The 24,588-nt window shown below is 69.9% G+C and carries 15 protein-coding genes; 2 read left to right on the top strand and 13 right to left on the bottom strand.

Features of this window, described 5'->3' with window-relative positions:
• Positions 1-88: 88 nt before the first annotated feature.
• Positions 89-886 carry an IclR family transcriptional regulator gene (locus L0P92_RS03650; protein WP_234760979.1) on the top strand — a complete coding sequence of 266 codons (798 nt, stop codon included), beginning with the start codon at positions 89-91 and terminating at the stop codon, positions 884-886.
• A gap of 45 nt (positions 887-931) precedes the next feature.
• On the opposite strand, the gene L0P92_RS03645 is transcribed toward L0P92_RS03650, so the two are convergent.
• The 12 genes from L0P92_RS03645 to L0P92_RS03590 all read right to left on the bottom strand — a co-directional run bounded on the left by L0P92_RS03645 (position 932) and on the right by L0P92_RS03590 (position 16,348).
• Positions 932-2,062 (bottom strand): aromatic ring-hydroxylating oxygenase subunit alpha, encoded by a 1,131-nt coding sequence (locus tag L0P92_RS03645; protein ID WP_234760978.1) that lies wholly within the window; start codon positions 2,060-2,062, stop codon positions 932-934.
• Positions 2,063-2,193: 131 nt separating this feature from the next.
• Positions 2,194-3,396 carry an NAD(P)/FAD-dependent oxidoreductase gene (locus L0P92_RS03640; protein WP_234760977.1) on the bottom strand — a complete coding sequence of 401 codons (1,203 nt, stop codon included), beginning with the start codon at positions 3,394-3,396 and terminating at the stop codon, positions 2,194-2,196.
• The gene (locus L0P92_RS03635) at positions 3,393-3,755 is read right to left on the bottom strand and encodes a bifunctional 3-phenylpropionate/cinnamic acid dioxygenase ferredoxin subunit (RefSeq protein ID WP_234760976.1); all 363 of its coding nucleotides are present in this window, start codon (positions 3,753-3,755) and stop codon (positions 3,393-3,395) included. The genes L0P92_RS03640 and L0P92_RS03635 overlap by 4 nt, the downstream gene beginning before the upstream one ends.
• 196 nt (positions 3,756-3,951) lie before the next feature.
• On the bottom strand, positions 3,952-4,581 hold the full coding sequence (locus L0P92_RS03630) for an MBL fold metallo-hydrolase (protein WP_234760975.1): 630 nt from the start codon (positions 4,579-4,581) through the stop codon (positions 3,952-3,954).
• Positions 4,581-5,666 carry an S-(hydroxymethyl)mycothiol dehydrogenase gene (locus L0P92_RS03625; RefSeq protein ID WP_234760974.1) on the bottom strand — a complete coding sequence of 362 codons (1,086 nt, stop codon included), beginning with the start codon at positions 5,664-5,666 and terminating at the stop codon, positions 4,581-4,583. Before L0P92_RS03625 ends, L0P92_RS03630 begins: the two co-directional genes overlap by 1 nt.
• A 221-nt stretch (positions 5,667-5,887) precedes the next feature.
• Positions 5,888-7,681 (bottom strand): BCCT family transporter, encoded by a 1,794-nt coding sequence (locus L0P92_RS03620; RefSeq protein ID WP_234760973.1) that lies wholly within the window; start codon positions 7,679-7,681, stop codon positions 5,888-5,890.
• 168 nt (positions 7,682-7,849) lie between these two features.
• Positions 7,850-10,144 (bottom strand): FdhF/YdeP family oxidoreductase, encoded by a 2,295-nt coding sequence (locus L0P92_RS03615; RefSeq protein ID WP_234760972.1) that lies wholly within the window; start codon positions 10,142-10,144, stop codon positions 7,850-7,852.
• Between the two features lie 151 nt (positions 10,145-10,295).
• Positions 10,296-12,032 (bottom strand): amylo-alpha-1,6-glucosidase, encoded by a 1,737-nt coding sequence (locus tag L0P92_RS03610; protein WP_234760971.1) that lies wholly within the window; start codon positions 12,030-12,032, stop codon positions 10,296-10,298.
• Positions 12,033-12,082: 50 nt separating this feature from the next.
• Entirely contained in the window at positions 12,083-12,907 is an 825-nt protein-coding gene (locus L0P92_RS03605) for a carbohydrate ABC transporter permease (protein WP_234760970.1), read from the bottom strand.
• Positions 12,904-13,872, bottom strand: a complete 969-nt coding sequence (locus L0P92_RS03600) for a carbohydrate ABC transporter permease (protein ID WP_234760969.1) — start codon at positions 13,870-13,872, stop codon at positions 12,904-12,906. The genes L0P92_RS03605 and L0P92_RS03600 overlap by 4 nt, the downstream gene beginning before the upstream one ends.
• Before the next feature lie 20 nt (positions 13,873-13,892).
• Entirely contained in the window at positions 13,893-15,140 is a 1,248-nt protein-coding gene (locus L0P92_RS03595) for a sugar ABC transporter substrate-binding protein (RefSeq protein ID WP_234760968.1), read from the bottom strand.
• 176 nt (positions 15,141-15,316) lie between these two features.
• Entirely contained in the window at positions 15,317-16,348 is a 1,032-nt protein-coding gene (locus L0P92_RS03590) for a LacI family DNA-binding transcriptional regulator (protein ID WP_234760967.1), read from the bottom strand.
• Between the two features lie 379 nt (positions 16,349-16,727).
• Here L0P92_RS03590 and L0P92_RS03585 point away from each other — a divergent pair, with 379 nt between their 5' ends.
• The gene (locus tag L0P92_RS03585; protein ID WP_234760965.1) at positions 16,728-20,393 is read left to right on the top strand and encodes a LamG-like jellyroll fold domain-containing protein; all 3,666 of its coding nucleotides are present in this window, start codon (positions 16,728-16,730) and stop codon (positions 20,391-20,393) included.
• A gap of 67 nt (positions 20,394-20,460) precedes the next feature.
• Here L0P92_RS03585 and L0P92_RS03580 read toward each other — a convergent pair whose 3' ends face one another.
• The gene (locus L0P92_RS03580; RefSeq protein ID WP_234760964.1) at positions 20,461-24,384 is read right to left on the bottom strand and encodes a glycoside hydrolase family 2 TIM barrel-domain containing protein; all 3,924 of its coding nucleotides are present in this window, start codon (positions 24,382-24,384) and stop codon (positions 20,461-20,463) included.
• Positions 24,385-24,588: the final 204 nt, after the last annotated feature.

Genomic DNA, 24,588 nt, shown 5'->3' with positions numbered 1-24,588 from the left:
ACCAGGTTGCGAACAACGCAACTTGCGAGGTCTTTGTTGCGGTCCGGTTACTTGCAAGGACGTTGTTTACTACGCGTATAGTTTCACTGTGAGCAACTACAGTCATGACACGGAAACGTCGAATTCGCAGGCCGGGGGCGTCCAGTCGGTGGACCGCGCCATCAGCGTCATGGAGATCCTCGCCCAGCGTGGCGAAGCGGGCGTCAGCGAGGTCGCGGCCGAGATCGACGTGCACAAGTCCACCGCGTTCCGCCTGCTCGGCGCCCTGGAGGCGCGCGGACTGGTGGAGCAGGCCGGCGAGCGCGGCAAGTACCGCCTCGGCTTCGGCATCGTGCGTCTGGCCGGCGCGGTCACCGGCCGTATCGACATCACCCAGCAGGGGCGCCCGATCTGTGAACGGCTCGCCGAGGAGCTCGGCGAGACCGTGAACATCGCGGTCATGCAGGAGCACTACGCGATCAACCTGTACCAGGTGCGCGGTCCGGGAGCCATCACCGCGCACAACTGGGTGGGCCAGCTCACCCCCCTGCACGCCACGTCGAGCGGCAAGGTCCTGCTGGCGTACATGCCCACCAAGGAGCGCGCGGCGCTGCTGGCCGAGGCCGGCATGAAGAAGGTCACGCCGCGCACCATCACCGCGAAGACGAAGCTGGAGAAGAACCTCGCCGAGACGCGGGAGCGGAACTACTCCATCACCCTGGAGGAGCTGGAGATCGGCCTGCACGCCATGGCCGCCCCGGTCCGCAACCGGGACGGCGACGTCATCGCCGCGCTGAGCGCCTCCGGTCCCGGGTACCGGCTGACCGAGGAGCGCATGCACGAGCTCTCGCCGGTGCTGCTGAAGGGCGCAGAGGAGATCAGCCACCGGATGGGCTTCCTGGGCTGACCCGCCGCCCGATCCGCTGTCCGCCCCACCGCCCGCCCCGCGCGGCTACGGCAGGGGGGCGCCGAGGCGTTCGTTCACCCAGTCGTGGAACGCGCCGATGTGGTGCTCGCTGGGCACCAGCACCCCGCCCTTGGCGTACATACGGGAACCCATACCGGGCTGGGTCCGCTCGCAGGCCTCGAAGTCCTGGCGGTTGACCCGGTCGAAGAGTTCCACGGACCGGCTGACGTCCTTGCCGCTCTCGACGACGTGCGGAAGGTACAGCCAGTCGCACTCCACGATCGTGCGGTCCACGGACACCGGGAACATCCGGTGGAAGATCACATGGTCGGGGACGAGGTTGATGAAGACCTGCGGCCGGACGGTGATCGCGTAGTAGCGGCGGTCCTGGTCGTCGGCGACGCCGGGGATGCGGTCCAGACCCTCGGAGCCGTCCACGGTGAAGCCCTGGACGTCCTCGCCGAACTCCGCCCCGTGACCCACGTAGTACTGGGCGGCGTACCCGTCCGCGAACTCCGGGAGCACCTCGGTCAGTTCGGGGTGGATGGTCGCGCAGTGGTAGCACTCCATGAAGTTCTCGATGATGAGCTTCCAGTTCGACCTGACGTCGTAGACGATGCGCTTGCCGACGGAGAGGTCCTCGATGCCGTAGCGCTCGATCGACTCGACGTCGCCGAGGCGGGCGACGACGTCACCGATGACGTCCTCGTCGAAGTCCGGCGGGTTCTCCGCCAGGCAGACCCAGACGTAGCCGAGCCACTCGCGCACGGCCACGCTCACCAGGCCGTACTCGGTGCGGCCGATGTCGGGCATCTTGGTGAGGTTGGGGGCCGCGACGAGCTTGCCGTCCAGGCCGTAGGTCCAGGCGTGGTACGGGCACTGGAAGGCCCGCTTGACCTCGCCGGACTCCTCCGTGCACAGCTTGGCGCCACGGTGCCGGCAGACATTGAAGTACGCGCGGATCGAGTTGTCCCGCGCCCGGGTGACGAGGATGCTCTCGCGGCCCACGTCGACGGTCCGGAACGCGCCGGGCTTCGCCAGTTCTGCGGCGCGCGCGACGCAGAACCACATGGTCTCGAATATGCGCTCCTGCTCCTGGGCGAAGATGCCCGGATCCGTGTAGGAGGAGCCGGGGAGGGTGGCGATCAGGCTGTCCGGCAGGCTGGTCGAGGTCACGGTGCACTCCTCGGGAGAACGTCGTGGAGGGGTCATTCACGCGCCGGGAAGAGCGACTCCGGACGGCGTTGTGTATGGAGCAACACTGCGTGCTATGCGCAACCGCAGCATGGGATGCGACGGGGGCGGTGTCAAGAGGTGGCGGCGGCGAGCTGCTTGCGCCAGCGCATGAACGACCGCGGCTGGTTCATCCCGAGCACGGCGACCGGGTTTCCGGCCCGCCGGTAGACGGCCAGGACGTCACGCCCGTCCGCGGTGCCGTCCTCGACGGTCACACTGTCGGCGGCCGCCGCGTGACCGGCGAACTGGATCTTCACGCCGTACTGGTCGGACCAGAAGTACGGCGGCCGGGGGACGCCCGGTTCCACCGCGCCCCCGGCCAGCAGCGTGGCGACCGCGGCGTCGGGCCGCTCGCGCGCGCCGGTCCAGTGCTCGACGCGGCGGTGCAGGCCGAGGCGCGGCTCGTACCAGTTGGCGCAGTCACCGACCGCGACCACGCCGGCCAGGCTGGTGCGGCCGTCCGCGCCGCACTTGACGCCGTTGTCGAGCGCGACGCCGGAACCCTCCAGCCACTCGACGTTCGGGCGGGCGCCCACACCGACCACGACGATGTCGGCCGGGATGCTGCGGCCGTCCTCGAGCAGGACGGCGTCCACCCTCCCCCAGACTCCGTCCGGGGGGACCCCCATCTCGCTTCGCTCGTCCCCGCTCAGCCCCTTGACCCCCACGCCGCACAACAGCCGTACACCGTGGTCGGTGTGCAGGCCGGAGACGATGGCGCCCATGGTCTCGCCGAGCGGTCCGGCGAGCGGCGTCGGGGCCGCCTCCACGACGGTCACGTCGAGCCCGAGGGCGTACGCCGTGGAGGCGATCTCGGCGCCGATGAAGCCGCCGCCGATCACCACCAGTCGTCCGCCGCGGCCCAGTTCGTCCCGCAGGGCGCGCGCGTCGTCCAGGGTGCGCAGGGTGTGCACCCCGGCCAGGCCCTCGGAGCCGGGGAGGGTGCGGGCCGCGGCGCCGGTCGCGATGACGAAGCCGTCGGCGTGCACCTCCCTGCCGTCCGCGAGCCGCACGGCACGGCCGGTGTGGTCGAGTCCGGCGGCCCGGACGCCGAGCAGCCATTCGGCCGCCAGGTCCTCGCCGTCCGTCTCCAGGGCGAGTTCGGCCTCGCCGAGGGTGCCGGACAGGAACTCCTTGGACAGCGGGGGCCGGTCGTACGGGCGGTGGAGCTCGTCCCCGATGAGGACCAGCCGGCCGTCGTAGCCCTGCTTGCGCAGCGAGCGCGCCGCCGAGAGTCCGGCCAGCGAGGCGCCGACGACGGCGACCGTCCTCACGCGGGACCTCCGGCGAGCCGGGCTGCGATGCAGGGCGGCAGGTTGGGCGCGTCCGTGGACAGCCGGACGTAGATCATGCCGTCCTCGACCAGGACCTCGTGCGTCCGGACCGGGAGCTTGGCCGGCGGGGCGTCGACCGCGCCGGTCTTCAGGTCGAACTTGGAAGCATGCAGCGGGCATTCGACCTCACGCCCCTCCAGCCAGCCGTCGGCGAGCGACGCGTCCTGGTGGGTGCATGTGTCGTCGATGGCGAAGAGCTCGCCGTCGTCGGTGTGGAACACCGAGACCGGCGGGTGGACGTCGAGCCGGTGGGCCTCGCCTCGCGGAAGGTCCACGAGCCGGCACGCGGGAATCATCATGACACCTCGGTGCGTATAGCGAAACGGATTGCGGTAAGCGCAACGCCAGTTTGGGGGCCGCTCAGAAGCGTTGTCAAGCCGTCAAAAGGCCTCGTTCGGACACACTTCGCGCCCCGGTCCCCGGGCAGCCCGAAGCGCCCGAACCACCTGCGCGAACAGGCGGAACGGGCGCCACCGGCAGCCTCCCCGGAGGGCATCAGAAGCCGCGGTCGATCCACTCCTGGAGGTGCGGGGACTCGGCGGCGACGGTGGTCCGATCGCCGTGTCCGGTGTGCACGACGGTGTCGCCGGGCAGCGCCAGCAGCCGGTCCCTGATCGACTCGATGATGGTCGGGAAGTGGCTGTACGACCGTCCTGTCGCCCCAGGGCCACCGGCGAACAGGGTGTCGCCGCTGAACAGGGCCGACAGCGCCGGGGCGTACAGACAGACCGCGCCGGGCGCGTGACCGGGCGTGTGCAGCACGGTCAGCTCGATTCCGGCCACCGTGAGGCCCTGTCCGTGGGTCAGTTCGGCGTCCGGCGCCCGGTCGGGGTGGGTCTGCTTCCACAGCGGCAGGTCGTCCGGGTGCAGGAGCACCGGGGCACCCGTGCGCGCCGCCAGTTCCGGCGCGGCGTCGATGTGGTCGTTGTGCGCGTGGGTGCACACGATGGCCCGCAGGGCACGCCCCGCGACGGCCGCGGCGATGGCGTCGGCGTCGTGCGCTGCGTCGATGACGATCGCCTCGGTGTCGTCGCCGACGATCCACACGTTGTTGTCGACGTCCCAGGTGCCGCCGTCCAGCGAGAACGTCCCCGAGGTGACCAGATGTTCGATGCGGGCGGCCATCAGAGGACCACCACCGAACGCAGCACGTCGCCGTGGTGCATCCGCTCGAAGGCCTTCTCGACCTCGTCCAGCGCGATGGTCTCGGTGACGAAGGCGTCCAGATCCAGCCTGCCCTGGAGGTACAGGTCGATGAGCATCGGGAAGTCCCTGCTCGGCAGGCAGTCGCCGTACCAGGAGGACTTCAGCGCGCCGCCCCGGCCGAAGACGTCCAGCAGCGGCAGCTCCAGCTTCATCTCGGGGGTCGGTACGCCGACCAGGACGACCGTGCCGGCGAGGTCACGGGCGTAGAACGCCTGCTTGTACGTCTCCGGGCGGCCGACCGCCTCGATGACGACATCGGCGCCGTGGCCCCCGGTCAGCTCGCGGATCGCCTCGACGGCGTCGGCTTCCTTGGAATTGACGGTGTGGGTCGCGCCCAGCTTCCTGGCGTTGTCCAGCTTGCGGTCGTCGATGTCCACCGCGATGACCTTCGCGGCCCCGGCCAGGCTCGCTCCGGTGATCGCCGCCGCGCCGACGCCGCCGCAGCCGATGACGGCGACCGAGTCGCCCCGGCCGACGTTGCCGGTGTTGATGGCCGCGCCGATGCCCGCCATCACCCCGCACCCCAGGAGTCCGGCGGCGGCCGCCGAGGCGGCCCGGTCGACCTTCGTGCACTGGCCGGCCGCGACCAGCGTCTTCTCCGCGAACGCGCCGATGCCAAGGGCCGGCGCCAGCTCGGTGCCGTCCAGCAGGGTCATCTTCTGCTTGGCGTTGTGGGTGCTGAAGCAGTACCACGGCCGCCCGCGCTGACAGGCCCGGCACTGACCGCACACCGCACGCCAGTTGAGGATGACGAAGTCACCCGGGGCCACGTCGGTGACGCCCTCCCCCACCGACTCCACGACGCCCGCGGCCTCGTGGCCCAGTAGGAAGGGGAAGTCGTCGTTGATGCCGCCCTCGCGGTAGTGCAGATCGGTGTGGCAGACCCCGCAGGCCTCGATCTTCACCAGCGCCTCACCCGGGCCCGGGTCGGGCACGATGATCGTCTCCAGGCTGACGGGGGCGCCCTTGCCCCGCGCGACGACGGCACGGACCTGGTGCGTCATGGCCACTCCTCGGCTGATCGAGCTTGAATCGATGTTGCTCATTACGGCACACATCTCGTGTGTCGCAACACAGCATCCTGGAGGGCCGACCGGTGGTCAAGGAGCCCGACGGGGGTTCCTCATGCCGGGCGGAATCGCGCCGTGGCAGCACGAACACCCGGCGGGGCCGTGGGCCGGACATGCCGGTTCCACGACCCCGCCGGGTGCGGGTTGCGCCGGTGTCAGCGGGCGGAGGTGGAGGACGGGGCGGGTTCTGTGGACTCCTCGGGCAGCGTGGAATCCTCGGGCAGCGCGGACTCCTCGGACGGTGGAGCCTCCGTACCGTCGTTGCACGCGGTGGGACCGATGCGGAGTTCGAAGTCGCCGTCGTACTTCTCATGGCCGACCATGACGGCCGTTTCGATGGCTTCCTTGCCCTTGCGCCCACGGATGATGAGCGGGTCCTGGCGCAGATCGCGGTTGAGCGCGACACACAAGCCGACCATCACCACGGTGAACGGGGCCGCCGCGAGAATGGTGAGGTTCTGCAGTCCGGTGAGCGCGTCGCCCTTGCCGCCGCCGATGAGCAGCATGATCGCGGCGACGGCGCCGGTCAGGACTCCCCAGAACACCACGACGGTCCGGGTCGGTTCCAGGGATCCGCGCTGCGAGAGGGTCCCCATCACGATCGAGGCGGCGTCGGCGCCGGACACGAAGAAGATGCCGACGAGGATCATCACCACCACACTCGTCACCGTGGCGACCGGATACTGCTGGAGCACGTCGAAGAGCTGGCCCTGGGCGGTCCCGGCACCGCTGAGGCGGTCCCCGTCCTGAAGGTGCATCGCCGAGCCGCCGAAGATCGCGAACCACACCAGGCTGACGGTGCTGGGCACCAGGATGACCCCGCCGACGAACTGCCGGATGGTACGGCCGCGGCTGATCCGCGCGATGAACATGCCGACGAACGGCGTCCAGGAGATCCACCAGGCCCAGTAGAAGACCGTCCAGCCGGCCAGCCAGTCGGCGACTCCCTCACCGCTCGACGCCTCGGTGCGCCCCACCATCTGGGGCAGGTCGCCGACGAAGGCGCCGATGGAGGTGGGGAGCAGGTCGAGGATGAAGATGCTCGGCCCGACGAGGAACACGAAGACCGCGAGGCTCACGGCCAGCACCATGTTGATGTTGGACAGCCACTGGATGCCCTTGGCGATCCCGGAGACCGCCGAGGCGACGAACGCCACGGTCAGCACCGCGATCACGGCGACCAGCAGGCCCGTGCCGACGGATCCCATCCAGCCGAGGCCGGTGAAACCGCTGCCGATCTGCAGGGCGCCGAGCCCCAGGGAGGCCGCGGAGCCGAAGAGGGTGGCGAAGATGGCGAGGATGTCGATGACTCTGCCACCCCAGCCGTTCGCCCGCCGCTCGCCGATCAGTGGGGTGAAGACGGCGCTGATCAGCTGCCGGCGGCCGCGCCGGAAGGTGCTGTAGGCGATGGCGAGACCCACGACCGCGTACATCGCCCACGGGTGGAGCGTCCAGTGGAAGAGGGTGGTGGCCATGGCGGTCTCCATGGCCTCGTTGGCATCGGCCGGGTCGGTGCCCGGCGGTGGCGTGGTGAAGTGGGAGAGCGGTTCGCTGACGCCGTAGAACATCAGGCCGATGCCCATGCCGGCGCTGAACATCATGGCGATCCATGAGATGGTCCGGAACTCGGGCTGCTCACCCTCCTCGCCGAGGGTGATCCGCCCGTAGCGGCTCATCGCCAGCCAGAGGGCGAAGACGACGAAGCCCGAGGCGGCGAGGACGAAGGCCCAGCCGCCGTTCCGGATCGTTCCGTCCAGCAGTTTTCCGGACACGCTCTCCAGCGTGTCGGTCGCCGTGGCGCCCCACACGACGAAGGCCAGGGTGAGGACAGCGGCGACACCGAAGACCGCCAGGTCGGTCCGGGGCCGGGCGGCTGCCGCCGGTCCTCCCGGCGGCTCTGCCTCGACGGGATGGCTTCGGCTCCCGTTCCTTTCACGAGTTTCATTCATCAGCTCGTCCTTTCCGCTGACGGCAGTGCACTCTCTGTCGCGGACGACGGATGCGCGACCGAGCAAGAGGGAACATCGTTGATTCCGCCGTGCCACCTGGGGCACCGTTGCGGATAATGCATAGTGATTCGCTATGGGCAACAACACTCTGACGCCTCAGTAAGGGTGTCAAGAGGTCGGTTCCAACCGGACGACGATGGACTTCGACGTGGGGGTGTTGCTGACGGCCGCCGTGGAGTCCAGCGGTACGAGCACGTTGGTCTCCGGGAAGTAGGCGGCGCAGCACCCGCGGGGCGTCGGGTACGACACCACCCGGAAGGCCGGCGCCCGGCGTTCCACGCCGTCCTCGTACTCGCTGACGATGTCGACGAGGTCCCCTTCGGCCAGCCCTCGCTCGGTGAGGTCGTCCGGGTGCAGGAAGAGGACCCGGCGCCCCTGGTGAACACCTCGGTAGCGGTCGTCCAGGCCGTAGATGGTGGTGTTGTACTGGTCGTGGGAGCGCAGGGTCTGCAACAGCAGCCGGCCCGGCGGGACATGGGGCCGCTCCAGCGGGTTCGCGGTGAAGTTGGCCAGGCCGGTCGCGGTGGTGAAACGGCGCTCGTCGCGGGGCGGGTGCGGCAGCGCGAAGCCGCCCGGCCGCCGTACCCGGGCGTTGAAGTCCTCGAAGCCGGGGATCACCCGCTCGATGCGGTCGCGGATGCGGTCGTAGTCCGACTCGAAGTCCTCCCACGGCACCTGGGAGCCGGTCTCTGCGAGGGCGGCCCGGGCCATGCGGCAGATGATCGCGACCTCGCTCAGCAGGTGCTCGGACGCGGGGGCGAGTCTCCCCCGTGAGAGGTGCACCATGCCCATGGAGTCCTCGACCGTGACCAGTTGGGGACCGGTCGGCCTCAGGTCGGCCTCGGTGCGGCCGAGGCAGGGCAGGATGAGCGCCTGCTCCCCGGCGACGACATGCGACCGGTTGAGCTTGGTCGAGATCTGGACGGTGAGGCGGCAGCGGCGCATCGCCTGCTCGGTCAGCTCGGTGTCGGGGGCCGCGGCGACGAAGTTGCCGCCCAGCCCGACGAAGACCCGTACGTCGCCGTCGCGCATGGCACGGATGCTCTCCACCGCGTCGTGGCCGTGGTGGCGCGGCGGCGTGAAGGCGAACTCGGCGCCGAGCGCGTCCAGGAACGCGTCGTCCGGCTTCTCGTAGATGCCCATCGTGCGGTCGCCCTGCACGTTGGAGTGGCCGCGCACCGGGCAGAGGCCGGCGCCCGGGCGGCCGATGTTGCCGCGCAGCAGAAGGAAGTTGACGACGTCCCGGATGGTGGGGACGGAGTGCTTGTGCTGGGTGAGTCCCATCGCCCAGCAGACGACGATCTTCTCGGCGGCCAGCACCTGCCCGAACGCGGTCCGGATCTCTTCCTCGGTCAGACCGGTGGCCTCGAGGACGTCGTCCCACGCCACCTTGCGGGCGTGCTCGGCGAACTCCTGGAAGCCGTGGGTGTACCGGTCGATGAACTCCGTGTCCAGGCAGGTGCCGGGCGCCTCGTCCTCCGCCTCCAGCAGCATGCGGTTGAACGCCTGGAACAGCGCCTGGTCCCCGCCCAGCCTGATCTGCAGGAACTGGTCCGACAACCGGGTGCCGCCGCCGAGGACGCCGGAGGGCCGCTGGGGGTTCTTGAACCGGAGCAGCCCGGCTTCGGGCAGGGGGTTGACCGAGATGACGCGAGCGCCCTGCCGCTTGGCCTGTTCCAGGGCGGAGAGCATACGGGGGTGGTTGGTGCCGGGGTTCTGCCCGACCACGAGGATCAGGTCGGCCTCGTAGAGGTCGTCCAGGCTGACGCTGCCCTTGCCGATGCCGATGGTCTCCGTCAGGGCGGAACCGCTTGACTCGTGGCACATGTTGGAGCAGTCGGGCAGGTTGTTGGTGCCGAGCATGCGGACGAACAGCTGGTAGAGGAACGCGGCCTCGTTGCTGGCCCGCCCGGAGGTGTAGAAGGCGGCCTGGTCCGGGTGGTCGAGCGCGGCGAGTTCGCGGGCGATCACCGCGAACGCGTCGTTCCAGGAGATCGGCCGGTAGCGGTCACCGCCGGCCGGGCGGTACATGGGGTGGGTGAGCCGTCCCTGCTGCCCGAGCCAGTAGTCGGTGCGCGGGAGCAGCTCCTCCAGGGTGTGCCCGGCGAAGAAGTCGGGGGTGACCCGGCGCACGGTGGCCTCTTCGGCCACCGCCTTCGCCCCGTTCTCGCAGAACTCCGCCCGGTGCCGGTGCTCCGGCTCGGGCCAGGCGCAGCCCGGACAGTCGAACCCCTCCTTCTGATTGACCCGGAGCAGAGTGAGCAGGCTGCGACGAGCCCCCATCTGCTCGCCGGCGTGCCGCAGCGAGGAGGTGACCGCGGGGATGCCGGCGGCGTACTCCTTCGGGGGGCCGACCTTCAGACGGGCGTCGCCGGGGTCCTCGGCAGGTGGCTTGCGAGTCATCTGTAGCGCTACTCCGCGGTGTCGGGGAACCAGAGCCGTGCCATGACCGGAGCCATGGTTGCGTACTACACAACCGTAGTGCGATACGCAACAGCCCAAGGAAGCCCTACACCTGCCCCTCTGTCAAGACCTCCGAACCGGCCTCACGGCCTCAGTGGGCCTCGCGGGCCGCGTGTGCCTCGGCCAGCAGGAGATAGCCGGCGGCGGTCCAGGTGTAGGCGCGGTCGCGCAGGCCCGTTCCGGTCAGGGCGTCGAAGTTCTCGGCGAAGCCGTGCCTCTCGCACAGGGCGCGGAAGCGGGCACTGATCTCGTCCGCCAGCCGGAGATGTCCGCCGCGCCGCAGGCCGTCCTCGATGAGGACCGTCGCGGGGGCCCAGATCGGGCCGCGCCAGTAGCCGTCGGCGACGTAGTGCGGCGAGGTCGGCAGCTCGGTGGCCAGGCCGTGCGGCGTCAGATGGGTCGCGATACGGGCGGCCAGTACGGCGCTGATCTCGGCCGGCAGATACTCCCCCAGCGCGATGGGCATCAGGTCGAGCAGGCCGGCGCTGTGCCAGGTATCCCCGCTCGCGACACCCCGCGCGAGGAACCGCTCCCCGCTCCAGAGCTGGTCGAGCATCGCCGCCTGGGTCTCCTCGGCGGCACTCGTCCAGCGTCGGGCGTCGTCCGGTCTGTCCAGGTGCTCCGCCAGCGCGGCGAGTTCGCGGAGCTGGAGGGCGAGGAAGGCGGCCAGGTCGGCGGTGACGACCACGCGCTCGGGGTCGAAGGTGGTGGCGTTGTCCCAGCCGCTGTCGTTGCCGTGCTGGTAGTGGGGCAGATCCTCGCCGGGGGCACGCCGGGCCGTGAGCCAGAAGCCGGTCCAGCGTTCCAGCCTGTCGTACGTCTCGGCGAGTTCCGCCGGGCTCGCGGGCGTGCCGAGCCTGCGGCGCAGGTGGCCGAACGCCCAGCCGTGGATGGGCGGTTTGACGAAGTTGCGCAGGACCTCGGAGTGCGTGACCGAGTCGGGCAGCGCGCCGGTCTCGTCCTGGTGGTCGAACGGCAGGTGGAACTGGTCCCAGGCCAGGCCGGGGCAGCCGGGCGCCAGCGCCAGGGCGTTGAAGCAGTGGTCCCAGCTCCAGACCTTGTCCATCCAGTGCTTGGACATCAGCACGCCGGGCCGGGTGACCAGTCCCGCCGGGCGTACCGTCGCCGACCACAGGACGTAGGCGGCGAGTTCGGCGGCGGGGGTGGCCGGCGAACGCCAGGGGGCCACCGTGTCGACGAACTCGGCGAAGGCGTTCCCCGCGGCCTCGACGATCTTGTCGAAGGCGGCCGTCGACGCGTACGGAGGGCGTGCGGTGTCGATCTCCTCGACCGCGATCTCCCAGGCACCGTCCGCGTCGGCGGCGAACGTGAGGCCGCGGTCGGCGCCGCCGAGTGACTGGTCGCCGAACACCTCGGCCACCGAGCCGCAGAGCACGGTGACGCGGTAGCGGCGGCCGGTCTCGTACGAGGTGAACACATACGCGTCGGCGGCGGCGTCGTGGAAGAAGTAGGTGCCGCTGAACGGGGTCAGGGTCGGGGCCGCCGCGCGCAGCCGCAGCGCGAGACCCGCGCCGCGCAGCCGGACCGTGTCGGGCGACTCGTAGGCGAGGTCGACCCGGCCGCCCGCGCCGATCCAGCTCAGCAGGCTCGGGGTGGCCGCCACGCGGGTCTCGGCCCGCTCGCCGGTCGTGGCGTGCAGCGGTACGAGTCCGAGGACTGCGTGCATGCCGTTCTGGTGCGAGACGAGGTGGAGGTCCTCGGCGTACGTCTTCTCCGCCACCACGGGCGAGATGTCGAACCAGGAGCCGTGCGTGCTGAAGGGGATGTCGTGGACGGAGAAGGCCGGGCCGGGAAGGGCGGCGGTCATGAGGTGCGACTCGTTTCTCGAGCACAGGACTCGAACAGAGGGAAGGGAACTCAGTCCTTGACGGCGCCGGCGGTCACACCGGCGGCGACGTAGCGCTGGGCGAGGACGAGGATGACCGCGGCCGGCAGCGAGGCCACGACGGCGGTGGCCATGATGGCGTTCCACTCCTGGTTGTTGTTGCCGATGTAGTGGTAGATGCCGAGGGTGATCGGCTCGTGGGCGCCGCCGTTGACGAGCGTGCCGGCGAGGACGAAGTCGGACCAGGACCACAGGAAGGCGAACAGGGACACCGTGACGACGGCGTTGCGGCTCATCGGCAGGACGATGGACCAGAAGGTGCGCAGCGCCCCGGCACCGTCGGTCCGGGCCGCCTGGAGCAGTTCGCCGGGGATGCCGGACACGAACGCGGTGAAGATGAGCACGCCGAACGGGACGGCCAGGGTGGAGTCGGCGACGATCAGGCCGGGGACGGACTGGAGCAGGCCGAGCTGGAGGTAGATGGCGTAGAAGCCCATCGCCATGATGATGCCGGGGATCATCTGCGCGGCCAGCAGGACGAAGCTGAGGATGCCGCCGCCGCGCGGGCGCAGCTTGGCCAGCGCGTAGCCGGCGGGCGCGGCGAGGGCCACGGTCAGGACGACGGTGCCCAGGCCGATGACGAGGCTCGTGCCGAGGTAGGGCAACTGCTCGTCCAGGACGGTGCGGTAGCCGGCCAGGGTGGGGTGCACCGGGAACAGGTCCGGTGGGCTCTTGCGCATGTCCTGGTCGCGGGTGAGGGACACGTTCAGCATCCAGTAGACCGGGAAGAGCATGATCCCGGTCAGCAGGAGACCGATCGTCGTCCTCACCCGGCCGCGCGTGCCGCTTCGGGTCATGACAGGGCCTGCTTTCTCTGCACCCGGACGTAGACCAGGCCGAAGACCAGGGCGGCGACGACGAGCAGGTTGCCGACGGCCGCGCCCGGGCCGAAGGCGGGCACCAGGTTGCCGAAGCCGAGCTGGTAGGACCAGGTGGCGAAGGTCGTGGACGAGTCCGCGGGACCGCCCTTGGTCATGATCCAGATGATGTCGAAGACCTTGAGTGTGTAGACCAGCCCCAGCAGCAGGGTGATCGCGGAGACCGGGCGCAGCAGCGGGAAGGTGATGCGCCAGAACCGCTGCCAGGCGTTCGCGCCGTCGAGGGCCGCCGCCTCGTACAGCGAGACCGGGATCGACTGCAGGCCGCTGTACAGCACGACCAGGTTGAACGGGACGCCGATCCAGATGTTCGCGATGATCACCGAGGTCAGTGACCAGGACGGCGCGGTCAGCCAGTTGACCGGATCGATGCCGACGGCGCCCAACAGGGCGTTGACGAGGCCCGATTCACTGTTGAGCAGCCACGACCAGGTGGACGCCGACACGATCAGCGGCAGCAGCCACGGCACCAGGAACAGGGCCCGCAGGGTCGCGGAGAGCCGGAAGTGCTGGTTGAAGAAGACCGCGAGGGCGAGGCCGAGGGCGTACTGGAAGACCAGGCACACGGCCGTGAAGACCACGGTGTGCAGCAGGGCGGGGCCGAAGGTCGGGTCGTCGAAGACCTTCTGGTAGTTGTCCAGTCCGGTGAACGGGGCGTCGCCCTGGACGAAGGAGCGGACGGTGTAGTTGCGCAGGCTCAGGTCGAGGTTGCGGTAGAGCGGATAGGCGTAGAAGAGGACGAGGTAGAGGGTGACCGGGGTGAGGAAGGCCCAGGCAGCCCACTGCTGGGAGCCGGGGCGGGGCCGGTCCCGGCGCGGGGCGGTGGCGGCCACGCCGGGGCCGGACGCCGGGCGGCGGTACGGCTTCTGGGTCGTGGAACTCATCAAGTGGCCCTCGGTCGTGGTCACTTGACGGCGGACTGGGCGGCGGCCAGCGCGTCCTTCGGGGACTGCGAGCCGCTGAGGGCGGACTGGACGGCCTTCCACATCTGCTCGGAGATCTTCGGGTACTTGGTGCCGAGGTCGTCGCTGGTGCGGCCCTTGGCCGCCTTGACCGCGTCGATCCACGGCTTCAGAGCGGGGTTCGCGGCCAGCTGCTTGTCCTGGACCTCGGTGGTGGGGGCCACGTAGGACAGGGTGGTGTCGGTGTCGTAGAGGTTCTCGGTGCTGGTCAGGCAGGTGACCAGCTTCCGGGTGGTGGCGTAGCGGTCGGTGTCGCCCTGGACCGGGACGGTGACGAACTCGCCGCCGGTCGGCGCCGCTGCGCTGCCTCCGGCGGCGCCGGGTATGGGCAGCACGCCGTAGTCGAAGCCGGCCTTCTCGGCGGCCGCAAGCTGCCAGGTGCCGTTCTCGGCGAAGGCGTAGTCGCCGCTGGCGAACTCCTGCCAGCTGGTGGTCTGGGTGTTGTTGATGACCGAGTTGGGCGCGTAGCCCTTGTCGAGCCAGTCCTTCCACAGGGTCAGCGCGGAGACGGCCTGGGCGGAGTCGAGTTCGGTCAGCTTCGCGCCGGAGCCCCAGAACCAGGGCAGGAACTGGAAGCTGCCCTCCTCGGTGCCGATCGCGGAGAAGGTGATGCCCTTCTTGCCGGCCTTCTTCACCTTCTCCAGGGCCGCTGTCAGCGACTTCCAGTCCTTGATGGAGGCCGTGTCCACGCCGGCTTCCTTCAGCACCTCCTTGTTGTAGTAGAGGGCGAGGGTGTTGGCGCCGATAGGAGTGCCGTAGGTCTTGCCGCCCGTCTGGCCGGCCGCGACCAGGTTGGCCTCCGCCTTGGAGGTGTCGAGCTTGTTGTCGTCGGTGGTGGTGAGCACGCCGGCCTCGGCGAGGGTCGACACCACCGGGTTGTCGACGATGAGGACGTCCGCGGAGTTGTCCTGCTGGGCCGCCAGCAGCGCCTTGTTCGACAGGTCGCTGGTGTCGTAGGCGGTCCGCTTGATCTTCACGCCGGCCTGGGTGCCGCAGCCGTCCAGCAGCTTGGCCCAGGCCGAGCTCTTGTCGAACTGCGGATACGGGTCCCAGATGGTGTAGGTGCCGCTGTCGGCCGCGCTCGACCCGCCGCCGCCCGAGCCGGAGCCACAGGCGGTGGCGGTGGTGGCGACGGCCAGGGCGGTCAGGGCCGCGGCGGTCAGGCGGCGTCGTCTGGAGGAGCTGTTCATCGCGGTTCCTTCGGTTTTCGGCATGCGGGTGCCGAGGCGGTGGGTGGCGAAGCAGTGGTGACGAAGCAGTAGGTGCCAGTGGCGAAGCGGTGGGTGCCGGTGGCGAAGCAGTGGGTGGCGGGCGGAGAGCGGGTACGGCTGACCGCGCGGTCGAGCGGTTCGGGCGTGCCGTGGGGTCAGGGCGTCGCGTCGGACCGGGTGGCTCCGGCGGGACCGGTGCTGGCCCGCAGCGAGATGGGCGGGGTGAGCAGATGGTGCCGGGGCGGCGCGTCGGGGTGGTCGAGCCGCTCCACCAGCAGGTCGACGGCGAGCCGGCCCAGCTCGGCCGCCGGTACGTCCGCCGCGGTGAGCTGCGGGGTCACCGTCTCCGCCCAGCGGCTGGCGACGACTCCGGTGACGGAGAAGTCGCGCGGGACGTGGCGGCCCGCCTGGGCGAGCCCCCGGTAGAGGCCGCCGAGCGCGGCCTCGTTCAGCGTGACCAGGGCCGTGGTGGCCGGGTCGTCGTGCAGGATCCTCTCCACGCAGCCCTGGCCGGAGGCGGCGTCGTCGCCGCAGCAGTACGTCCGGACCGTCAGCCCGCGCTCGGCGGCGGCCTTCGTGAAGCCGTCGAGACCGCGGTGCGCGGACTCGTAGCCGGCCCGCAGCAGTTGCTCGGGGCGGTTGACGAAGGCGACCCGGCGGTGGCCGAGGTCCGCGAGGTGGTGGACGCACGCCTGGACGAGGGCGGTGTGGTCCAGGCCCACCCACCAGCTGCCCTCGGGGTGGGCGGTGCGGCCGATGGCGACGGAGGGGAAGTCCAGCTCGGCCAGGTGGTCGGCCCGGTCGTCCTCCAGTCTGATCTCCATCAGGATCGCGCCGTCGACCCTGCGCTCCCCCAGCAGCCGCTGGAAGGAACGGTCGCTGTCCATGCCGCTGGGTGACAGCAGCACGTCGTAGTCATAGGCCGCGGCGGCCTCCACCACGCTTCCGATGAAGTCCAGCTGCATGCCCGTGTAGTGGTTCCCGGCCGGCGGGAAGACCAGGCCGATGGTGCTGGTCCGCCCGTTGGCCAGGGCGCGGGCGCTGGCGCTGGGCCGGTACCCCAGTTCGTCGACGACCTGCTGGATCTTCCGGCGGGTGTCCTCCGAGACGGGGCGCTTGCCGCTCAGCGCGTAGGACACGGTGCTGCGCGAGACACCGGCCCGCCGGGCGATCTCACCGATGTTCACGGCACTCCTTCGTCGAACCGGTTCGATGGCGGACCAGCTGTCGAACCGGTTCGCGTGAAGCGAAGGTAGGAACCCCTCGGGCGCCTGTCAACACCAATGGCCTCACTTCCTGGTACGGGCGACAGGAGTCGAGAAACCTTGCGCCGGGGGGATTGCTGGCCGGGAGTCCCGGTGCTAGCTTCGCGAACCGGTTCGATGAAGAGATCCTTCCGACGACTGAGGGCTCGTTACCGCGCCTGCCCGGAACTGCAGGGCTGCCGACCGCGCCATCCGAAGACCACCCTGCCGCCGCGACGCAGTGGGATCGAACCGGTTCGACGCTTGCTCGCTCTTCGACGCTCACTCTTCGACACCCACCCAAGGATTGAGGACGCGATCCATGCCATCCGCTGACAGATCCGCCCGGCGCCGCGCCCCGGCCGCCGTGGCACTGACTCTCGGCGCGGGCCTGCTGGCCGCACCCGTCTCCGCCGCTCAGGCGGCCGAGGCGCCCGCGCCCACCGCCCGCTACACCTTCGACCAGGACGATCTCGCCTCCGGCCGGATCACCGACAGCTCCGGCAACGGCCTGTCGGCGACCCTGGTGAACGGCTCCACCGCCCGGTCCGTCGAGGGCACCGACGGCGGCAGGGCGCTGGCCCTGCCCGGCGGGGCGCCCACCTCCGACGGCGCGTATGTCCGCCTGCCCCGTGAAGTGGTCGGCGACGCGACCGACCTGACGGTCTCCGCCCGAGTGAAGTGGAGCGGCGACAAGTCGTCCTGGCAGCGGATCTTCGATCTGGGCACCAACACCACCAAGTACCTCTTCAGCACCCCGTACAACGGCAACGGGCTGTTCCAGACGTCCGTGACCACCGGCGGCGGGGGCGCGGAGGCACAGGTGCGCGGTTACGCGATGCTTCCCGCCGAGGAGTGGCGGACGGTCACCGTGACCCTCGACTCCACCGCCGGCCGGCTCACCACCTACCTGGACGGTGTGGCGGTCTCCTCCGCCGCGACCGCCATCAAGGCCAGGGAACTGCTGGACGGTTCGGCCACGGCGGCCGGATACATCGGCAAGTCCTTCTGGCCGGACCCGCTGCTCAAGGGCGCGATCGACGACTTCACCGTGTGGCACACGGCGCTCAGCGCCGAGCAGGTGGCCGGTACGGTCTCAGCTGTGCCGACGGTCCAGGAACTCTCGAAGACGTCGTTCGACGTCCGCACCACGACCGGAACCGCCCCGTCCCTCCCGGCCGCGGTCCGCTCGACCTTCTCCGACGGCTACGACCGGGACGTGCCGGTCACCTGGGACGCCGTGCCGCCGGAGAAGTACGACGCGCCGGGCACCTTCACGGTGGCGGGTTCGGCGGCGGGGCGGGCCGTGCGGGCGACCGTGACCGTGGTCCGCGAGGGGCAGCTCAGCGTCGATCTCGGCTCGAACACCGGCGCGTTCCACGGCGGCGCCTCCGGCACCCTCTACGGGGTGTACGGCCCGGACGTGCCGACCAACAACCTCATGGAGGGCATGGGCCTGCGCACGGTCTCCACGAAGGCGCAGGACGGTCCGCAGCACCCCGGTGCCGACGCCCTGGAGGTGGTGAAGCCGCTGGCCGACTCCACCAACGGCGATGTCTACATCTACATGACGGACATCCACCGCGGCTTCCCCTACCAGTGGCCGGGCGCCACCCCCGCGGAGAAGCTCAAGCTCTACAAGGAGAAGGTCGCCGCGCAGGTCGACCAGGTCCTGAAGCTGCCCGAGCAGTACCGGGACAACGTCGTCTTCGTGCCGTTCAACGAGCCCGAGGGCAACATGTTCGGCACCGGCGAGTGGAGCTACGACAAGGTCAGCTGGCTGAACGACCCCGACGACTACTTCGCCGCCTGGGACGACTTCTACAAGCTGATCAAGGGCAAGATGCCCGACGCCCGCATCGCGGGACCGAACACCAGCGTCCTCTACGACCAGGTCAAGGGCTTCCTCACCCACACCCTCGCCGCCGGCACCCTCCCGGACGTCATCACCTGGCACGAGCTGAGCCACCCGGAGGCGGTGCGCGAGAGCGTCGCCAAGTACCGGGCGTGGGAGAAGGACCTGTTCAAGGGCACCACCCGTGAGGGCACCCAACTCCCCATCAACATCAACGAGTACGCCTTCAACTACCACACCTCGGTACCCGGCCAGATGATCCAGTGGGTGTCCGCGATCGAGGAGTCCAAGGTGGACGCCGACATCGCGTACTGGAACATCGACGGCAACCTCTCCGACTCGGCCGTGCAGGCCAACCGCGGCAACGGCCAGTGGTGGCTGCTGAACTCGTACGCCTCGATGAGCGGCCACACCGTGTCCGTGGCCCCGCCGTTCCCCGGCCAGAACTACACCATGCAGGGCGTCGCCACCCTGGACGAGAAGAAGAAGCAGGCACGGCTGATCTTCGGCGGGTCCACCGGCAAGGGCCACATCACCTTCGCGGGCGTCCCGAAGAAGGTCTTCGGCAGCCAGGTCCACGCCTGGGTGCGCGAGATCGAGTGGAGCGGGCAGGTCGGCGACAACTCCGGTCCGAAGCTGCTCACGGAGAAGAACCTGAAGGTCGGTGACGACGGCACGGTGGTCGTCGACTTCGGCGACGGCGCGCTGCCGACGCTGAAGGAGTCCTCGGCGTACGAGATCGTCCTCAGCCCGGCCGGGAAGGCGAAGGGCACGCAGGCTCCGCCGGTGCGCTGGCAGGGTTCGTACGAGGCGGAGGACGCCGCCCACACCGGATCCGGCTACACGAAGAACGGGCCGGAGGGCTCGCCGCGCGACGTGTCGAAGTTCTACACCTCCGGCGGCTACGACGTCGGCGGTCTGCGCACCGGTTCGGACATGACGCTCGACTTCACTGTGGACGTGCCCGAGGACGGCACCTACGACCTGGGCGTCTTCGCCAACTCCCTGAACACCTACGCCAGTGTGAAGGAGCAGGGTCCGACCAACGTCTTCGTGCGCGTGGACGGGAAGGCGGACAGCGAGCAGGAACTGCATCTGCCGCTCGGCTACAAGTGGGTGGTGTGGGACCACACCGACACCAAGGTGAAGCTCACCAAGGGCAGGCACACGTTGACGCTCGCCGCGAAGAGCGCCGACGGCAAGCGCGCCACCAAGGGGGATGCCATCGTCGACCGCCTCACCCTGTCCCTGCCGGACGCTTCCGCCGGCAGTCAGGTGTACGAGGGTGAGCTGGCCTGGCTGGGCGGCGGCGCGCGGCCCCGCTACGACCTTCCGAAGCAGGCGGCCACGGGATCAGGCGCGGCCCGGCTCTCCAGGGGCCAGACCGCCACGTTCTGGGTCTACTCCCCCGCCGACCGCGAGGCCACCCTCAAGGTGGACACCCTCGACGGCACGGGGGCCCGGCTCTCGGTCAACGGGCATGACGTCCTGCGTCTGGCCAAGGGCGGGAGCAGCGTCGCGGTCTCCCTCTCGGGCGGTGTCAACAAGGTGACGCTGACCGGGGGTTCGTCCACCACCCTCGTCGACCGCCTCACGGTCACGCCCACCAAGGGCACGCTGCCGGAGCGCACGTACGAGGCGGGCGACGCCGAGCTCGCGGGTTCGGCCGCGCTCTCCTCGCTGTCCCTGGCCACCGGCGGCACGGCGATCACCGGGATCGGCGGCGACCCGGGCAACGGCAACACCGCGACCTTCACCGTCGCCGCGGACCGGGCCGGCCTGTACGCGCTGCGCGTGCGCTACTCCAACCCCGAGCAGTCCGAAGCCACCCACTACAACCCGGACCCGCTCGCCCGCCACGCCGACATCACCGTCAACGGCGGCGAGAAGCGCCGCGTCGGCTTCCCGCACAGCTTCCACCAGAACAACTTCTGGGAGCTGACCGTCCCCGTCCAGCTGAAGAAGGGACAGAACACGATCACCTTCCGCTCCGAGGAACTGCCCAACTTCGACGGCACCACCTACGCCTCGGACACCTTCCCCGGCGTGCTGCTGCGCTCCCGCTACGCCCCGCTGATCGACCGGGTCACCGTGGCGCCGTACGCGCGGGAGGTACGACGGGCGACTCCGTGACGTGATCCCGCCGGCGGCGAGGTGGCGTACCCGAAGGCCGGGACCACCTCGCCGCCGGTCATGTGCGTCACTCCGCCGCGGTCGGCCTGCGTGACGCCCTCGTCGCCTCGTCGACCTCGGTCAGCGGGCGCAGCCGGTAGGTGTAGGAGTAGTCGCGGCTCGCGAACAGCTTGTACTCGTCGTGTGTGTGGGCGCCCCAGCTGTTGTCGCCGCCCACACCCATCTGCCGGTGGCTCACCCGCAGGACGACCTCTTCACGCGGGGTCAGCTGGTAGTCGTGGCGTGCGCCGACCGACAGGTCCTCCGGGGTGAAGTGCGAGGCGTTGACCTCCAGGAGCGGCTCGCCGGAGACGAGCAGGCCGGTGCCGTCGCGGCCGGTGAGGGCGATCCAGCGGACGTCGGTCTTGTTGCCGTTCTCCTGCGGGCGGATGTAGGGCTCCCACTGGCCGGAGACGGTGCCGGAGTAGCGGCCCACGTCGGTGCCGTTGTTGCGGTCCCAGTGGTTCTCCTCGGGCCCGCGGCCGTAGTAGTGCAGCTTCTCCAGGCGGCCGGGCAGGAACAGCAGGGTGCCGACCTCCGGGATGTACGGCAGCGAGGACGCGCCCGGGTGCAGGGTGTTGTCGACCTTGATCTCGCCGTTGCCGAAGACCGTGTAGGTGGTGGTGTACGTCGACTCGGTGGTCGTCGGGAGGGTGCCGGCGACCTTGATCTCGACGGCCCGGTCCCGCAGCCCGCGCACGGTGACGTCGGTGACCTTGCGGCCCGCGCCGGCGTCACGCCAGGTCTGGTTGCGGGTGTGCTGGCCGTTGCCGTGGTCGTTGTCGGTGGGCGCCCGCCAGAAGTTCGGGACGGGCCCGGAGGTGATGAGCTGGGCGCCGCGTGCCTTGTAGGAGGTGATGACGCCGCTCTTCTTGTCGACGACGACGGAGAAGCCCCGGCCCGTGACGGTGACCGCGTCGTCGCCGTCCTCGTATGTCAGTGCCGGAACGCTGTCCAGCGGCACCGCTGTCACGGCCGGGCTGCCCGCGTCGACGGGGAGCTGCTGCTTGGCGACCTCGAAGCCGGTCCTGGCCCACGGCGTCGTCTCCTTCGTGGCGAAGGAGAGCTCCAGGAAGTACTCGGTTCCCGGCGCCGGGTCGGCCGGCACCGTGAAGGGCACGGTGATCTCCTTGCTGGTGAGCGGCGCGACGTCCAGCTGGGCGCGGCTCAGCTTCCCGCGCCGCACCACCCTTCCGTCGGCCACGAGCGCCCACCGTCCCTCGAACTCACGGAGGTTGGTGAAGAGGTTCTCGTTGGTGAGGGTGACCGCCGCGCCGGGCGTGAGCCGGTCGCCGGAGGCGGGGGCGGCGTTGACCGCCTGGTAGATCCGCTTGATCTCGGCGGCCTTGCCGGTGTGGCCGCGATCGGCGGTGACGATGCCGTCGGCGACGAAGTTGAAGTCGTTGGGGTTGTCGCCCCAGTCGCCGCCGTACGCGAAGAAGGTCTTCTCCTTGGGCCGCTTCTGGGTCAGGGCGACCGTCGCCGCGTCGAACCAGAACCGCACCCCGTCGTCACGGGGGCCCCGGCTGTCGGAGGCCAGTTCGCCGGCGCTCAGGGCCCGGGCGTAGACGCGGGCCCGCCGGATGGTGCCGCTGAACTCCCGGCTGGGGTTGTCCGTGTCCGTGGCGAGCGCGAGGGAGGCGGTGTTCTTCGCCGGCTTCTGGGTGGTGGTGCGGGTGGCCTTGGCCTCGCCGTCGACGTAGAGGGTGAGCCGGCCCGCGTCCGCGTCGAAGACGCCCGCGACGTGGTGCTCGGTGCCGGTCCAGCCGTCGGGCAGCGCCCAGCTCGCGGTGATCCACTGGCCGCCGCCGTAGATGAAGAACTCGAGGTTCTTGTTGGTCTGCTTCAGCGCGTAGTGGGTGTCGCCCTTGGCGAGGATGGGCTGGTGGTAGCCGAGGACGTGCGGGGTGATCCACGCCTCCAGCGTGAGGGAGCCGGTGAGGTCGAGGCTCGCGTCGCGGGCGAAGACGGTGCCGCCGAAGACGCCCTTGGCGCGGTCGAAGGTGCCGCTGGGCGCGAGGATCTCACCGCGCAGGCCGGCCGGTCCGGCCTCCGTGAACTGCTTGCGGGCCGGGGTCGGCCAGCTCAGGGACTGGTCGACGAAGTCCCAGATCCAGCCGCCCTGGAGGACGGGATAGCGGCGGATCAGGTCCCAGTACTTCTTGAAGTTGCCGTTGGAGTTCCCCATCGCGTGGGAGTACTCGATCATGACGTACGGGCGGGTGTCGCTGGTGTTCTTGGCGCGGGACTCGACGGTGGCGGGGCTGTCGTACATCTCCGAGCGGATGTCGCTGATCGTCGGCCGGTCGTCGCCCTCGTACTGGACGACACGCGTGGTGTCGTACGACTTGATCCAGTCGCGCATGGCGACGAACGTGCTGCCGCCGCCCGCCTCGTTGCCGAGCGACCAGATGACGACCGAGGCGTGGTTCTTGTCGCGGTGGACCATGTTCTGCGCGCGGGCGACGCACGCCTCGCTCCAGTCGGCGTGGTTGCCGGGGTACTGGCCGCGGATGCCGTGGGTCTCGAGGTTGGTCTCGTCGACGAGGTAGAGGCCGTATTCGTCGGCGAGTTCGTACCACACCGGGTTGTTCGGGTAGTGCGAGGTGCGGACGGTGTTGATGTTCAGGCGCTTGATGACGGTGATGTCCTCGACCATGTCCGCGCGGGTGAGCGCGATACCGCGGTCGGGGTGCATCTCGTGCCGGTTGGTGCCGCGGAACGAGACGGGTTTGCCGTTGATCCGCATCAGGCCGTCCTTGAGCGCGAACTCGCGCAGGCCGACGCGGTGGGACAGGGTCTCGACCACCCTTCCGGCCGGGTCGCGCAGTTGGAGGACGGCGGTGTAGAGGTAGGGGTGCTCGGCCGACCAGAGCTTCGGCGCGGGCACGGCCCGCTCGGCCTGTACGGTCACGTCCTCGCCGACGGCACCCACGTCGACCCGCTGCTGCAGGGGGCGGGACCAGACGGGGTGCCCGGCCCGGTCGTACAGCTGTGTCTCGACGGTGTAGCGTCCGCCGCCGCTTCCGCCGTAGGCGCGCACGCTCGCGGTGACCGACAGGGCGGCGGCCTGGTAGCCGTCGCTGAGCGGGGTGTCCAGCTTGAAGTCGCGCAGGTGCACGACGGGGGTGGAGTACAGGTAGACCGAGCGGAAAATGCCGCTCAGCCGGATCATGTCCTGGTCCTCCAGCCAGTCGCCGTCGGAGTAGCGGTACACCTCCACCGCGATCTGGTTGGTGCCGGGCTTGAGGTACTTGGTGATGTCGTACTCGGCGGGGGTGAAGGAGTCCTCCTTGTAGCCCACCAACTCGCCGTTGATCCACACGTAGTGGGCGGACTTGACACCCTCGAAGTGCAGGAAGGTCCGCCGTCCGTTCCAGTCCTTCGGGACGGTGAAGGTACGTCTGTACTGGCCGACGGGGTTGTAGCGGGTGGGGGCGTTCGGCGGCTGGGGCTCCTCGCCGAGACCGTTGGGGCCCCACCACGGGTAGGTGATGTTGACGTAGATCGGGAAGTCGTAGCCGTGCATCTGCCAGACGGAGGGGACCGGGATGGTGTCCCAGTCCCGGTCGTCGACGTCGGTGCGGTAGAAGTCGGCGTCGCGGTCGTCGGGGCGGTCGGCGTAGGCGAACTTCCACTTGCCGTCCAGGCTCATGCGGTACGGCGAGCGGGTGCGGTCGGCGGCCAGGGCCTGCTTCACGTGCGCGTACGGCATGAGCGTGGTGTGCGGTGGCTCGGCGCCGACCTGGAAGAGGTTGATCTGGCCGTTCCACTCCGGGGTTTCGGCCGCGGCTCCGGCCCCGTCGGCCGCGTGTGCCACGGCCGCTGACGATCCGGACAGGGCGAGCGCGCCGAGGACGGCGGCCCCGCCTTCCAGGAGACGACGCCGGCTGACGGGCACCCCCTGGGTGTGGGACGCGTGGCCGACAGGGGACTCAGGAGCGTGCGGCATGACGTGGCCTTCCTCGGGACGGCAGAGCGCGAGCACTGTGTGGCTTGAGGGAACGTCAGATCCTGTGCGGTGCTGTTGGGAAACCGAACGCACACTAGGTTGTGAACACGGTCGAAGCAATGATGCTGTCGATGTTTGTGTGTTCCTGACGAGTCCTGCCGTCGACGTTGGCCGAATCGGGGTCGTGCGCCGTCCACCGGTCCG

The organism is Streptomyces muensis, from assembly GCF_021474425.1.
GTDB classification, from domain to species: Bacteria; Actinomycetota; Actinomycetes; order Streptomycetales; family Streptomycetaceae; genus Streptomyces; species Streptomyces muensis.
Note: the sequence above shows the minus strand (reverse complement) of the source record. Positions and strands in the feature narration are given on the sequence as shown.

Excerpts from the sequence above, each read along its gene's own strand:
- L0P92_RS03635 (WP_234760976.1), bottom strand. The coding sequence starts at position 3,755 with ATGATGATTCCCGCGTGCCGGCTCGTGGACCTTCCGCGAGGCGAGGCC.
- L0P92_RS03630 (WP_234760975.1), bottom strand. The coding sequence starts at position 4,581 with ATGGCCGCCCGCATCGAACATCTGGTCACCTCGGGGACGTTCTCGCTG.
- L0P92_RS03625 (WP_234760974.1), bottom strand. The coding sequence starts at position 5,666 with ATGACGCACCAGGTCCGTGCCGTCGTCGCGCGGGGCAAGGGCGCCCCC.
- L0P92_RS03620 (WP_234760973.1), bottom strand. The coding sequence starts at position 7,681 with ATGAATGAAACTCGTGAAAGGAACGGGAGCCGAAGCCATCCCGTCGAG.
- L0P92_RS03615 (WP_234760972.1), bottom strand. The coding sequence starts at position 10,144 with ATGACTCGCAAGCCACCTGCCGAGGACCCCGGCGACGCCCGTCTGAAG.
- L0P92_RS03610 (WP_234760971.1), bottom strand. The coding sequence starts at position 12,032 with ATGACCGCCGCCCTTCCCGGCCCGGCCTTCTCCGTCCACGACATCCCC.
- L0P92_RS03605 (WP_234760970.1), bottom strand. The coding sequence starts at position 12,907 with ATGACCCGAAGCGGCACGCGCGGCCGGGTGAGGACGACGATCGGTCTC.
- L0P92_RS03600 (WP_234760969.1), bottom strand. The coding sequence starts at position 13,872 with ATGAGTTCCACGACCCAGAAGCCGTACCGCCGCCCGGCGTCCGGCCCC.
- L0P92_RS03595 (WP_234760968.1), bottom strand. The coding sequence starts at position 15,140 with ATGAACAGCTCCTCCAGACGACGCCGCCTGACCGCCGCGGCCCTGACC.
- L0P92_RS03585 (WP_234760965.1), top strand. The coding sequence starts at position 16,728 with ATGCCATCCGCTGACAGATCCGCCCGGCGCCGCGCCCCGGCCGCCGTG.
- L0P92_RS03580 (WP_234760964.1), bottom strand. The coding sequence starts at position 24,384 with ATGCCGCACGCTCCTGAGTCCCCTGTCGGCCACGCGTCCCACACCCAG.